Genomic DNA, 13,347 nt, shown 5'->3' on the forward strand with positions numbered 1-13,347 from the left:
GTGTTCCTGATGAAAGCAAGAGAATTTTTTAGTCATGTAAAGTCACATGGTAGAGGCCGCAGTGAGTCTTCATACTCCAATGTTGTATTAGATTATCTAAAAACTCGCCAAAGTTCCATTTTAAAAGATTTTAAAACGGTTTATAAAACAAATTTACATTCGAGTCATGATCCATTTCCAAAGTTTGTCACACGTCTAGAGAAGGAAAATAAAAAAAATCTTATCTTCAGAGGTATGAGTAATGATGAAGTAGCTCATTTTCTAAAAACGCAAAGGTTTTTATGTGCACCCAGCAAAAAAAAACAGGAACATTATAACATTCCTGAACATGTTATCCTTAATAACACCACCAAATTTGGTTCTTTTACCCCATCATTACAAGTTGGTGGTACTTATGCAAGCATGAGTACCATTATTCCCAGCACTGGAGCAATTGTCACAACTAATTTACCCCCTTTTTTTATTAATCCTAAAGAGGTGCTAGGGACTCATGAAGAGCTATTTAAACGCTTTAAAAAACGTTACGACTTAGAAACAGAAATGAATACAGAGTTTCAAGGGCTGACGGACGTCTTGGAAACAGCTGCAAAAAACATAGAGATTACTATGATTAGAAATTTTGGTAAAACCTATGTAGGACTAGGAATCCACGATGTAAAAGATATTCATCTTTTAACAGTTCCTGGCCAACTGTTATGTAATTGGACAAGTATCAAGACTCCTTTGCATGAAGTTAGCTTTGAAAATCCAGAATACAAGCTTAGAGTTTGTTCTGTAAAAGTAGGTTTTGCTGAGCATGATGCATATCTTACAGATGAGTTTGATTTAGTTAATCAAAGAAATCGAGATATGGGACTTATTCCTGCTGACGGAAGAGTAATTACGATGCATGAAGCCAAATATTTAGCGAGGTCAGGTCTATTAGAAATGCTTAATGGTATGTATGAAAATGATGATGAAACCTATGTATTTTCACATGTACCAAGCGATATTCCCGTTAATGACATGGACGCAATTCGTCACTGTATGCTTAAAACGATTGAATCCTTACCTCATATGAGAAAAGTAGGTCCCAAGATTGAAGAAATTACCGATGAAGAAACTAAAGAAAGACCTGAGATAAAATAATTGAAACCAACTCATGCTCCTACACTACTCCGGTAAAAAGCATGAGCTTATAAGTCATCCCGAGCACAATTATGTCACCCGAGCGTAGCAAGGGATCTCCGGTATTATAATAACGCTAAAACCAGGAGATTCCATCATTGTAAATTCCTCAGGATGATGTGGCCTTGAATGACCAATTTTATAATATATTTAAGGATGAGTTTCCAAATCTTACCAGTGCTTAATTCTTATTGCGTATGCGTTTAACCCAACTTTTTAACTCAGGCCAAAAAGCAACAATCATGATCATAAGAGTAAATAAAATTACTGCGACTACCATTTGAATGATAGGAAACTTTAGTTCATCATGTGCAACAAACCAGCTCGCGACAGATCCGGAAATCACTACAATTAATCTTAAAAACAACTGAATCATAAATAACTCCAGATAGTTTATGCATCTAATACCAGACTCAAAGTATGTTTTGCAATCATATATTCTTCATTTGTAGAAATAACACCTACGTAAACCCTACTTTGAGGATGACTAATTACCGCTGCATTTTTAAGATTTGCAGGGTCATCCAATATAACCCCCAACCAAGCCAAACGTTGACATATTTTTTTTCTCACTGGCGCAGAGTGTTCACCAATTCCGGCAGTAAAAATTATGGCATCGCATCCTTGCAAACTACTGGCTAAAGCGCATAACTCTCGTGCTGCTCGATAACAAAATAATTCAACCGCTTCTATTGCCCGTGGATCCTTATTCGATTGAAGTTCACGCATGTCACTGCTGATCTCAGAAACTCCCAAAAGTCCAGACTTTTTATATAAAATGGTATTTACCTCTTCTATCGATAGTTTTTTTTCTTGAAGTAAATATAAAATGACCCCGGGATCAATCACTCCACAACGAGTTCCCATCATTAAGCCATCTAAGGCAGTAAAGCCCATAGACGTTGTAACACTTTTACAATACTCCATGGCGCACATGCTGGCACCATTGCCCAGATGGGCAACTATTACTTTTTTATCTTTGATTTGTTCAGGTAAAACTGAAGCTATGTATTCATAAGAAATACCATGAAATCCATAACGAATAATCCCCTCCTCACTAAAGCCCCTGGGGATTGCAAAAATAGTAGCCAGTTTGTCTTGAGTTTGATGAAATGATGTATCAAAACAAGCAACTTGCGGTAGTTCAGGATAAAGCTTTAAGATACTTTCAATGATAGCCACATTATGAGGTTGATGAAGTGGCGCTAAAGGATTTAAAGAAGATAGTTTTTCAAGGGAATCCGTATTAATTAATGTGGGAGCATTAAAAAAACGACCACCATGAACCACGCGATGACCAACCGCCTTTAAAATATTACGCGTTGGTAAACGCTTTATCCATCCAAATAAATGAATTATTGCAGATTCATACCCAGGGGATGAAATGGATTCTTTAATAATTTGTTCATGTTTTTCATTAGAAATCGTAATATGTGGATTATCAAAAATACATTCTATTTCGCCGTGATAAATTATTGTTAAAGAAGAAATAAAAAAACTAAATTTAATGCTGGAAGATCCCGCATTAATCACTAAAATGACTTCGCCAGATTGTTTTGTCTTCATTATTTTTTTCTTCGTGCGTACAATAAAGCCATAACACATGATGCTTTTCTTGATAACTCATCACTACCTCGGCTGGTAAGAATAATGGGAACATGAGCTCCCAAGACCATTCCTGCTGCTTCAATACCCGATAAATAAGTCATCTGTTTATAAAGCATATTGCCTGATTCCACGTCAGGAACTACTAAGATATCGGCATTCCCCGCAACAGGAGAAAAAATACCTTTTTCACGCGCTGAATCCATAGAAATAGCATTATCAAATGCTAATGGGCCATCTAAAATTCCCCCTCTGATCTGTCCGCGTTCAGCCATTTTACACAATGCCGTAGCATCAAGTGTGGATGGAATTTTTTCATTTACCGTTTCAACTGCAGAAAGAATTGCGACTTTGGGTGTACCTAGCTCGAGTGCTTGAAATAGATCAATCGCATTTTGCACGATGTCGCACTTTTCTTTGAGATTAGGAAATAAATTGATTGCAGCATCAGTCAAAAAAATAGGTTTGGGATAATTGGGCACTTCAAGGGAAAATACATGACTCATGCGGCGTCCAGTACGTAATCCGTTTTCCTTAGAAACAATAGGTTTCATCAATTCTTCAGTATGAAGTTTTCCTTTCATAATGGCTTCAACTTTTTGTGCTGCAGCTAATTTTACCACGGTTTCAGCAGCTTCATTGCTGTGCTCTGTAGGAATAAGCTCATACGCTGAAATATCAATATTGGCCTCTTTTGCGGCATCAAGAATTTTCTGTTTCGGGCCAACGAGAACTGGTATAATTAATCCCTCCTCTGCAGAAGCAATTGCTCCTTTTAGTGACAATACATCAACAGGGTGTACCACCGCAGTCTTAAGTGGTTTGAGGGAGTTTTTTGCCATAATTAAGTGGTGATACCAATGTTCCTGTTTTGGTTTAAGCTCCACTTTAGGTAACTCAACACACTCTCTTTTAATTTTAGTTGTGGGGGCTATAACCTTTGCGAGGCCACTAATCACCATTTTTCCTTGTTGATTAATACCCTTACAATCCAGCTCAACAATCTGTTTCCCAGGTATTTTATTCACTACTTCAAGTGTTACTGTAATTGTGTCGCCTAGAGCAACCGGATGTTCGAATTTTAAAGTTTGCTCTAAATAAATGGTGCCAGGACCGGGCAACTCTGTTCCTAAAACAGTAGATAAAAGTGACGCACCCCACATTCCATGAGCGATAATTTTATGAAACATATCATTTTTAGCATACTCAGCATCTACATGTGCTGGATTTATATCCCCCGACATGATGGCAAAAAGTTCTATATCTTCGGGAGTTAGAGTGCGTATTAGACTTGCTGATTTACCAATTGTTAGTTCATCAAAGACGTAATTTTCAATGTAACTCATCTATATGGCCTGTTTTAATAAAATTCATAATCCACTTGAGAGTGTGGCTGCTGTATATAACGTTAGAGCATTAGCGCCCCACAATAAATATCATGGGGCATTGTATCTTTATTTTGCAGTTTCTATTTTTAAATGTCGAGAGTTGCTTCTGGCTTCAGCTTTTTTGGGTAATTCTATCCAGAGCATTCCTTTTTTAAAAGTTGCTTTGGCTTTATTTATATCAATTGTAGCGGGTAAAGAGAGTGAGCGCTCATATTTACCATAACTAATTTCTCGGGAAATATATTTTTTCTGTTCATTCTTTTTGGAAATTGATTTTTCACCTGTAATTGTGATCGAATTACCACTTAAAGACACAGTAATGTCTTTTTCATCCATGCCAGGCATTTCCATCTGAATGGTAAAGTGATCTTTATCCTCAACAACATCCATTGATGGCATAAGATTCAGATCTTCAAATTGCTCCATGCTTTTGTTTGGCGAAAACATTTCATAAAAATCCTGGAATGCTTTATCCACTTCCTGTTGAAGACTTAAAAAAGGATTATGAGGATGTTCAACAGAAATAGGGGCTCCTTTTTTCCATTTTAATAGCGCATTCATATTATCGACTCCGTCCTATATAATTTCCATTAACGTGAAAAATACACCAAAATACAGTTTGATATACAAAAGGAATTTGTCAAGTCAAAATAGTTTTAATTGGTCTACAGTTTAATAAATATCATTTGATTTTTAGCATATACGATTTAAGGACGATATTATGATGCATGCGATGATTATGGAAAAAACAGGCCAAAAGCTAATCTATAAAAAAGTAAACAAACCTGAGCCCCAAGAAAATGAAGTGCTCATTAAAGTGCATACTTGTGGCATCTGTCGTACCGATTTACATGTTGTGGATGGTGAATTACACGATCCCAAACTTCCGCTAATACCAGGGCATCAAATTGTTGGCACCATTGAAAAAATCGGTTCTTTGAATAGTCCTTTTACTATTGGACAACGAATTGGGGTCCCGTGGTTAGGTGGGAGTTGTGGGCAATGTCTGTTTTGCACGTCAGGTCGTGAAAATCTTTGTGATCAAGCCCGATTTACTGGTTATCAAATTGATGGTGGCTTTGCAGAATATTGTGTGGCGAACCAACGATTTTGTTTCCCTATACCTGAGGGTTATTCTGATGAGCAGGCCGCCCCACTTTTTTGTGCTGGATTAATTGGTTATCGAGCCTTATTGAAAACAAATGATGCCAAAAATTTGGGATTATATGGTTTTGGCGCAGCAGCACATATTCTTATTCAGGTAGCAAAAAAACAAGGACGCTTGGTTTATGCCTTTACGAGTCCCGGCGATAAACAGGCCCAAGAGTTTGCTTATCGCTTAGGCGCGGTATGGGCAGGGGATTCCGAGCAAGAGTCGCCCCACCCACTTGATGCTGCGATCATTTTTGCACCGTTAGGAGCACTTGTCCCACTTGCGCTTCGTAATACAGTAAAGGGAGGGATAGTGGTGTGTGCTGGAATTCACATGAGTGATATTCCTAGTTTTTCTTATGACATCCTTTGGGGAGAGCGAACTCTTTGTTCTGTAGCAAATTTAACACGAAAGGATGGTGAAGAATTTTTATTACTTGCACCGAAAATTCCTATTAAAACAGAAATTAATACGTATCCATTAAATGAAGTCAATCAAGCACTTGACGATCTGCGTCACGGACGGTTTACAGGTGCTGCAGTAATTAAAATTTGAAAATCAAATGGACGTTTGAATAAACCATCATATTTTCTTGCTTTGAATCATAATATTTGGGACTATCGACCACGAGGATTTCATTTGACACAACAAAGGGATTATTATGTTTCAACAAGCAATAGTACGAACACCTTCACCCAGCTTGATTCATGGATTAACATCAGCAATAGAGTTAGGTCAACCTGATTATAGAAAAGCTCTAGAGCAACATCAAAGTTACATTAATGCACTGACTCACTGTGGTCTCGAAGTAACTGTATTACCCGCATCAGATGCGTTTCCTGATTCGTGTTTTGTTGAAGATCCCGCACTACTTACCGAGCGATTCGCTCTCCTCACTCGTCCCGGTGCGCTGTCAAGACAGGATGAAGTTAATTTAATTGAACCTTGTATTCAAACTTTTTATAAAGCTAAAACCCATAAAATAGCCGCACCTGGAACTTTGGAAGCTGGTGATGTGATGCAAGTAGAGGATCATTTCTACATCGGTCTTTCTCAGCGCACTAACAAAGAAGGCGCGACACAATTGACTGCTTTATTGGCACAATATGGTTTTAAAAGTACGGTGATCGAACTTAATAAATTTTTGCATTTAAAAACTGGAGTTTCATATCTGGGGAATGGATGTTTACTTGTCAATGGTGAATTAGTAAACCATCCTGCTTTTCAATCATTTGAACAATTAATTGTTGATGATAATGAAGCTTATGCCGCTAATTGCATTAATGTTAATAATACCGTCATCATGCCTCAGGGTTTCCCTCGATCTATTGAACTGGTTCATAATTCTGGCTTTCAAGTTATCACTGTAGATGTAAGCGAATTTCGTAAAATTGATGGTGGATTGAGCTGTTTATCTCTGAGATTTTAATGAATAAAAAGCTTACCATTTTTAGTTTGACCTTAATGACCGTAGGTTCAGTAGACAGCATTCGTAATTTACCTGCCGCGGCATTAGTTGGAACAGATATTTTTTGGTATTTCGGCCTGGCATTATTTTTCTTTTTATTACCCAGTGCCATCATTGCAGGCTGGTTTTCCTCTAAATCTCACGAAGGAATCTATGGCTGGGTAAAAAAGAGTCTGGGAAAAAAAGCAGGGTTTCTTGCTATTTGGTTCCAATGGATGCAGAACATCCTTATTTATCCTACCTTTTTTAGTTTTATAGCTGGTGCATTTTTGTATTGCATTAATCCAAATCTTGTTGAAAATAAAACGCTTCTTTTTATTATAATTAACATCCTCATCTGGTGTTTAACTTGGATTAATATAAAAGGACTCCATTTATCCAATCGATTGACTGTTTTTTGCTCCATATTTGGACTTTTACTCCCCTTTATTTTAATTTTGGCTATAGGATTAATCTGGGTAATTATGTATCCACAATCACTGAACCTTATCACACCCTCTCATCAAGATTCATGGGCATCTCTTACAGCTATCATACTTTCTTTTTGTGGTATTGAAATTGCTGGTGTGCACGCGCAAGATTGCATACCTGGGTCATTACCTAAGGCCATTGCTCTTTCAGTAATTATTATTTTTGTTACGATGCTCTTTGGCTCCCTGACTTTAGCTTTACTACTTTCACCGAATCAATTGAACTTTATTAGTGGCATCCCCCAACTATTTCAAGTGTTTTTTACCCTAATCCAATTTCCGAAACTGAGTTTGCTTGTTAATGTTTTAATCGTCGTTGGTTGTATTGGTTGTGCCAATAATTGGCTTATTTCTCCAATTAAAGGTCTTTTGTTTGCAAGTAATGAGATTAATAACACAGTCAAACAATCTTCCTCTGGATTATTGGTTATGCAAGCATGTGGTGTATCCTTTATCAGTACTCTTTTTTTACTATTCCCCAGTATTAATACATCTTATTGGTTCATGATCACTCTAGCTATTCAAATGTATTTGTTGATGTATGGGATTATGTTTGCGGGTGCAATACGATTATCCTGGCGAGAAAAAAATCAATATTCTTGGTTCATTATTTTGTCATCTATTCTCGGATTTATTGGCATTACTATTTCACTCGTTGTAAGCTTTACCCCTCCATCCTCATTAAAATATGGCTCGTTGCTACGTTATGATTTATTAATTATTATCTGTTTGACACTCATCGCTTGTTCAGCTTTTTTGTGGAAAAAAATTCTTTTTTATAGAGTAATGAATAACTTGCTTAAACAAGTTCAGGTGAGCTAAATCCAGAAGTAGTAAGTCAATGTACTAAGCTATTGATTTATCTGTTTATTAATGAATGTTTTCTTTACTTTAAATTAAAAAAAGATTATAATTTGAACAGAATATTTCAACAGGAGTTTTTCTGTGCCATCCCCATTATCTACTCAATCAGTGCCAATGATGATGAATTCGAGTCAGCTTGAACAATGGTTTGCAAAAATAGAAAGAGACAATACCCCCAATACAACCGAAACAAATTCTCATTTATCCGCCCAATTCCTTGCTCGTTTTGGACTAAGAGATGCTGCACAGGTAGTGGAGTTTCTTAAAACAGCAGGCGGAAGCGAAACTATAAATATGATAGCCCAAGAGCTAATGAAAGAAGAGGCACAAACTCAAATGATTAGAGAAAGTAGTGCTGAGGAACTGCTCCGGAAACAACGTTTACTTTTTCTTCTTATGACATTAATTGCCAAAAATAAAGCACATATAGAACATGTTAACGAGGTTACGCAACATCAAATTGATCAAAAGCTTAAAGAAAACAAATTTGATGAGAAAAAGGACTCGTCAATTGCAATGCATCTTATGGATGCAAGTATTCGAGCGAGTAAGATTCTAAAACTTGATGAAGAACTGAATAAACTAGAAATGGACTTAATCCAAGTAAAAGAAGAATTACAAGAGCTTGAAGAGGAAGTATTAGCAATGGAAGAAGACAATGCGAATATTGTCGACCATCTAGAGCAACTCAATGCGTTTCTTCAAATACCTTTATTAAACAATCAACCCATAGATCAATATGTTACGCATGCAAATCAACAAATAAGCTCACTATCAACACAGTTAGCGGCTCTTAGAGCACAGCAAACAGCACAGGCACCTACTACTTCAAATAGTATTGATAGAATACAAGAGATAAGCACGCACAGACTTGATAGAAGAATGCGATTGTTGGAAGAGCAGTTAGCCTTTTATCAATCTCAACTCAAACAACCACCTAAAACTTCTGAAGATGTATATCAAGAGTTACTCGATCAAGTAAGAGCTCGATTAAATGAACAGGAGTCGTTAAACGAAGACATACAATTGCCTACGTATCGTGCGCGACAAATAGAAGGTTTGAGAATGCAAGAGCGCGGATTATTACAAGCTCTGCAATTTTTAAGAAAAGAAAAAATCCTCCTTAACTCTCAGTTAGAGCCAGTTAACGATTTCAGTCAAGCACAATTTATTATCGATCCAAGTCAAAGAGCTCGCTATCGCCGACATGGAGATTCATATGCTGTCTTTTCAAAAAATATGGATACCGAACATGTTAGTGAAAAAGACTTATTAAAGGCCAAACTGAAATATGATAAATTAAAATCTGATATTTGTACCGTTAACTATCTCTACAATGATCGAATACAAAATCGCGCAGAAACGCTTAGGGGACGGGCTCAAGATTGCCAAAGTCGATTACAAGGACTGATGAGCCGTATAGATAATGTGCAAGCAAATAAAATACAACTTCTTCAAGATCAAACTCCTTTTGCCATGTCACCAAAGCCACAACCTAAACCAACGGCCCCTAAACTCGAACCTAAAAGTAGTTACTCGCACATGTTAAAGTGTCTGGTGCCAACTCATGCCCCTGCACCTCGTCCTGAAGACATTCTTAAAGCGAAAAATGTGCTTGAAGCAGTAGTTCAACCAGGACATAAACGCGAATTAAATCAATTAATCGGCGAGGTAAAACCTGGGGAAATAATGGCTCCGGATGTAAGACTTGGTTGGCTCTTTAGAGTTAAGAAACTGATACCAGATCTTCCTGTTCCCGAATTAGATTCGAGTCTAAAACATCAGAAAAATAAATCGTTCTAATCAAGTCGGTAAACTCTAGTGATCTGAGGTGGACTCAGATCACTCATAATCAAAGAATTTTAAGCTAAAATATCTCATTCTTTCGATAATCTATTTGACAATATCTAATACTAATTGTTACCATTGTCAAATTAATATTTATTTCACACTCTGTATCATATATGAACAATGGCTTTCAACATCAATTAACTTTAAACGGCTCTGCTGGGTTGGTGCGTGCTATTGTTTCTGTCGTTTCTGTGGTGGTCGTGGTCTTTCTCTCCTCACCCTAGAGTTGCGTTTTTGATTATTCGGCCTCTCTAGGGAAAGGCCAAATAATCAGGCGATACGACTTTAACTATTTTGAGGAGATGTACTTTGGAAACCGCACTAGATGCACAAGCATCGCAAAAACAAAAAACCATTACCTGTCGCGCTATTTATATCATTAGTTTATGTGCAGCATTCTTATTTTATAAATACATTCTCCAGAACTTTCCAAGTGTAATGCCACAACAATTGATGGACACATTCCACCTCCAGGGGTTAGGTCTTGGGGTTTTATCAGGAGTGTACTTCTGGACTTATCTCATCGTACCTTTATTTGTTGGAATTATCCTCGATCACTATGGCACACGGTGGGTTACTACAGGAGCTATTTTTTGCTGTGCTTTTGGAATTTATATTTTTTCTCAGGCTCAGGAATTAAATACCGCTATTTTAGGACGTTCTTTAACAGGAGTTGGTGTTTCTTTTGCTTCCATCGCTTATTTCAAACTCGCGGCAGTGTGGTTTCCCAAAAAATATTATGCTTTGTTGACCTCACTACTCGTTACTGCCGCAATGATTGGGGCAATTTTCGGACAGATGCCGCTTGCATGGCTGGTTAACCAAATAGGATGGAGAGCCAGTTTGACCAACGTAGCCTGGATGGGAATAATTTTGGCTTTCTTGTTCTTACTAATTGTTAAAGACAAACCATCCACTTCTATTGAGTCACCAAAATCGGAAAGTCATGCTGCTAAAAATCCACATCTATGGAGCGATATTTTATTAATCGTAAAAAACAAACAAAACTGGTTGTTAACCGGATATAGTGGTTTAGCATTTTCTCCTATCGTTATTTTTTGTGGTTTATGGGGGAATCCTTTTTTACAAAAGGCTTATCATTTAGATAAATTGGTTGCGCCCTCCCTCATTTCATTAGTATTTGTAGGATTAGCCATTGCATGCCCTCTATTTGCTTTGTTTATTAATCGAATACAAAATCGCTGCGCATTCGTTTTTTACAGCACTTTGGTATCTGCATTATCCATTAGCTTGATAATCTTCGCTCACCCTATGCCAATTTGGTTACTGAGTGTATTACTTTTTCTTTTTGGTTTTAGTTTAGGAGCATTTCCAATAGTATTTGTGATCGGAAAAGAGTCAAATCCGCTATATCTGGCAGGAACGGTAAGCTCTTTAATCAATGCCAGTGATGCATTTTTGGATGCAGTTACAGAGCCAGCAATTGGAAAACTGCTTGATACTTTTAGCAATGCAGGTGCATCTCATGATTTTTCACTATTTAGTTATCATATTGCATTGGCTATTTTACCTTTATATCAAATAATTGGAGCATTTTTGATGCGATGGGTAAAAGATGAACATCGTGCGGTTCAATAAGCATGCAATGAATCATTAAGTTTTCATTAAACTTAATGATTCATTTCTTTCAAGCCACTCCAGAGAACAAATTGACAAAATAATAAAGCCTATGTTAGCTTCAAATTGTTGTTTATTTTTCACTATGTTTTATAGGAGATCATTATGTTAATCGCTATGCTCAAAAATGCAGCCCACAAAATCTCTCAAATAGCAGCTCAATTAAGAACAATATGGAGTTGGGGGTATCTTTTTAGACGCTAATGAAACCTCACCGAGCCCCTCAAAAAATACTCCTCATTTATCTGAGTCTTCTTCGTTTACTGCACTTAATATAAAAAGAAAACACCAAGATTCACCCATAGCTCCACCCTCAAAAACTTCACTAAGACAATATGCTCAGGAAGCCTCAATGTGGTTCCTAGAAAAACATCTCATTTACTCAAAAAAGGAATTAGATCGTGTAAATCATATTGTTATTTACATGAATGGAACATTAATGCTTCTCGAAATTGATGATAAATCAGGGCCTATATTCTTGGAAAAAAATGATACACCCGCAATTGATGATTCTTATTTACTTATGAAAGTCACGTGCCATTTTTCAATTTCTTTATTTGAAATTCTAGAACAATCCATCCAACTGAATATAACTTTGGAAGATTTGCCAAAAGAATTAGATCAATTGTATGAAAAAATTGAAACACTGCGTACTAACTATTTCAATCTTGATACAGTAAAGCCTGCTATTGATTTAATGTTATCTTATCTCGACTTAATTTCACGTTGTACACAGGTAAATCAACTTAAACTGATACAGAAACGCTATTTACGTGATTTAAAACCTCGGATAGATAAGCTCAGTGAAAAAGCAGCCGAATTGCAACTAAACGGCTTGCAGCAAATATGTGTCTCTTGGCACAAGAAACATGGAATTGACTTAGAGAAAACCTATATCATCATTGTAGGTGCTCGAGGCCCTAAAAAGGATCTTATAGAACATCAATTTTTTAATGCATGGCGGGCTCATTACGGCATTGATGAAAAGAATACACCTTCTGGAGGTATTATCTATTCTGAAATGTTGCCACAACAAATGAAAGATTTAACTATCGAAATGCTTATCGATGATTTAGCTAGAGATTTGCATAATATGCAGATTGGCCTAAGAATGCTTAATGATAGGCAGGCTATGTATCAAGATGTTCTGGGGAAATATGGTCCTCGCGTCATTGGAGTGCTTATGGAAACACCCGTGGCACAAAAGGAAAGCAAATGTCCACTCCATAAAGTAACCAACAATGCCTATAAATTTTTTCATTATGTTGAGGATGCAGCATTGATTGAAAACGAAGGTAAGATTAATCAATGGTCTAACCACTAAAAACCAATTCCCGCGCAAGCGGGAATCCACTTTTTTAATGAAGTTAATCAATGCTCTCAACATGAACATAGACCCAGGCGAATACACCTGAAACCAGCTTCACCTTGATCCGTTTATAGTCTTCAACCTCGTAAGAATCTGCTTTTTCTAACTCTTCTGAACTCACATCGAAAACCATACCCTCTACATTATCGGAGGTCTTTCCAGTATATGTAACAATAGGATGCTCTTCTTCACCACTCATCGCTATTACACTAGCGTCTTTAATCTTGATTTTAGATATACCAAATCCAGGCAGTCTATCAGCAGTCCCATGCAATTTTCGTCCAAAATTACTTAGTTGTACTGCTTCATAACGCAAAGTACCATAAGAAAATAGCTTCTCAGTATTCATAGCTTTTACCTATTTAAATAATGGC

Annotated in this window: 12 protein-coding genes; 7 read left to right on the forward strand and 5 right to left on the reverse strand. The window is 36.9% G+C overall.

Annotated elements, in window-relative coordinates:
- Window positions 1–9 precede the first annotated feature (9 nt).
- On the forward strand, window positions 10–1,128 hold the full coding sequence (locus tag ACWTEW_RS14385) for a hypothetical protein (RefSeq protein ID WP_454782342.1): 1,119 nt from the start codon (window positions 10–12) through the stop codon (window positions 1,126–1,128).
- 220 nt (window positions 1,129–1,348) lie between these two features.
- Here ACWTEW_RS14385 and ACWTEW_RS14390 read toward each other — a convergent pair whose 3' ends face one another.
- The 4 genes from ACWTEW_RS14390 to ACWTEW_RS14405 all read right to left on the reverse strand — a co-directional run bounded on the left by ACWTEW_RS14390 (window position 1,349) and on the right by ACWTEW_RS14405 (window position 4,721).
- On the reverse strand, window positions 1,349–1,543 hold the full coding sequence (locus ACWTEW_RS14390) for a hypothetical protein (protein ID WP_454782343.1): 195 nt from the start codon (window positions 1,541–1,543) through the stop codon (window positions 1,349–1,351).
- A gap of 17 nt (window positions 1,544–1,560) precedes the next feature.
- Window positions 1,561–2,733, reverse strand: a complete 1,173-nt coding sequence (locus tag ACWTEW_RS14395; RefSeq protein ID WP_454782344.1) for an acetate/propionate family kinase — start codon at window positions 2,731–2,733, stop codon at window positions 1,561–1,563.
- Window positions 2,733–4,118, reverse strand: coding sequence for a bifunctional enoyl-CoA hydratase/phosphate acetyltransferase (locus tag ACWTEW_RS14400; RefSeq protein WP_454782345.1), 1,386 nt, complete (start codon window positions 4,116–4,118; stop codon window positions 2,733–2,735). The genes ACWTEW_RS14395 and ACWTEW_RS14400 overlap by 1 nt, the downstream gene beginning before the upstream one ends.
- Before the next feature lie 108 nt (window positions 4,119–4,226).
- A complete protein-coding gene (locus ACWTEW_RS14405) occupies window positions 4,227–4,721 on the reverse strand; it encodes an Hsp20/alpha crystallin family protein (protein ID WP_454782346.1) in 495 nt (164 codons plus the stop codon).
- 163 nt (window positions 4,722–4,884) lie between these two features.
- Between ACWTEW_RS14405 and ACWTEW_RS14410 the strand changes: the two genes are divergently transcribed.
- From ACWTEW_RS14410 to ACWTEW_RS14435, 6 genes are all read left to right on the forward strand, one after another.
- A complete protein-coding gene (locus ACWTEW_RS14410; RefSeq protein ID WP_454782584.1) occupies window positions 4,885–5,868 on the forward strand; it encodes a zinc-dependent alcohol dehydrogenase family protein in 984 nt (327 codons plus the stop codon).
- 106 nt (window positions 5,869–5,974) lie between these two features.
- Window positions 5,975–6,742, forward strand: a complete 768-nt coding sequence (locus ACWTEW_RS14415) for a dimethylarginine dimethylaminohydrolase family protein (protein WP_454782347.1) — start codon at window positions 5,975–5,977, stop codon at window positions 6,740–6,742.
- Window positions 6,742–8,073, forward strand: coding sequence for an APC family permease (locus ACWTEW_RS14420; protein ID WP_454782348.1), 1,332 nt, complete (start codon window positions 6,742–6,744; stop codon window positions 8,071–8,073). The genes ACWTEW_RS14415 and ACWTEW_RS14420 overlap by 1 nt, the downstream gene beginning before the upstream one ends.
- A 123-nt stretch (window positions 8,074–8,196) precedes the next feature.
- Window positions 8,197–9,918, forward strand: a complete 1,722-nt coding sequence (locus tag ACWTEW_RS14425) for a hypothetical protein (protein WP_454782349.1) — start codon at window positions 8,197–8,199, stop codon at window positions 9,916–9,918.
- Between the two features lie 357 nt (window positions 9,919–10,275).
- Window positions 10,276–11,565, forward strand: a complete 1,290-nt coding sequence (locus tag ACWTEW_RS14430; protein WP_454782350.1) for an MFS transporter — start codon at window positions 10,276–10,278, stop codon at window positions 11,563–11,565.
- 391 nt (window positions 11,566–11,956) lie between these two features.
- Entirely contained in the window at window positions 11,957–12,928 is a 972-nt protein-coding gene (locus tag ACWTEW_RS14435) for a hypothetical protein (protein ID WP_454782351.1), read from the forward strand.
- 43 nt (window positions 12,929–12,971) lie between these two features.
- On the opposite strand, the gene ACWTEW_RS14440 is transcribed toward ACWTEW_RS14435, so the two are convergent.
- Window positions 12,972–13,322, reverse strand: coding sequence for a gamma-glutamylcyclotransferase family protein (locus tag ACWTEW_RS14440; protein WP_454782352.1), 351 nt, complete (start codon window positions 13,320–13,322; stop codon window positions 12,972–12,974).
- Between the last annotated feature and the right edge of the window lie 25 nt (window positions 13,323–13,347).

Source organism: Legionella stuttgartensis (assembly GCF_977063405.2).

What these genes read in the sequence shown, in the direction of transcription:
- ACWTEW_RS14390 (WP_454782343.1), bottom strand. Translation starts at nt 1,543, where the DNA reads ATGATTCAGTTGTTTTTAAGATTAATTGTAGTGATTTCCGGATCTGTC.
- ACWTEW_RS14405 (WP_454782346.1), bottom strand. Translation starts at nt 4,721, where the DNA reads ATGAATGCGCTATTAAAATGGAAAAAAGGAGCCCCTATTTCTGTTGAA.
- ACWTEW_RS14385 (WP_454782342.1), top strand. Translation starts at nt 10, where the DNA reads ATGAAAGCAAGAGAATTTTTTAGTCATGTAAAGTCACATGGTAGAGGC.
- ACWTEW_RS14415 (WP_454782347.1), top strand. Translation starts at nt 5,975, where the DNA reads ATGTTTCAACAAGCAATAGTACGAACACCTTCACCCAGCTTGATTCAT.
- ACWTEW_RS14395 (WP_454782344.1), bottom strand. Translation starts at nt 2,733, where the DNA reads ATGAAGACAAAACAATCTGGCGAAGTCATTTTAGTGATTAATGCGGGA.
- ACWTEW_RS14400 (WP_454782345.1), bottom strand. Translation starts at nt 4,118, where the DNA reads ATGAGTTACATTGAAAATTACGTCTTTGATGAACTAACAATTGGTAAA.
- ACWTEW_RS14420 (WP_454782348.1), top strand. Translation starts at nt 6,742, where the DNA reads ATGAATAAAAAGCTTACCATTTTTAGTTTGACCTTAATGACCGTAGGT.
- ACWTEW_RS14440 (WP_454782352.1), bottom strand. Translation starts at nt 13,322, where the DNA reads ATGAATACTGAGAAGCTATTTTCTTATGGTACTTTGCGTTATGAAGCA.
- ACWTEW_RS14435 (WP_454782351.1), top strand. Translation starts at nt 11,957, where the DNA reads ATGTGGTTCCTAGAAAAACATCTCATTTACTCAAAAAAGGAATTAGAT.
- ACWTEW_RS14410 (WP_454782584.1), top strand. Translation starts at nt 4,885, where the DNA reads ATGCATGCGATGATTATGGAAAAAACAGGCCAAAAGCTAATCTATAAA.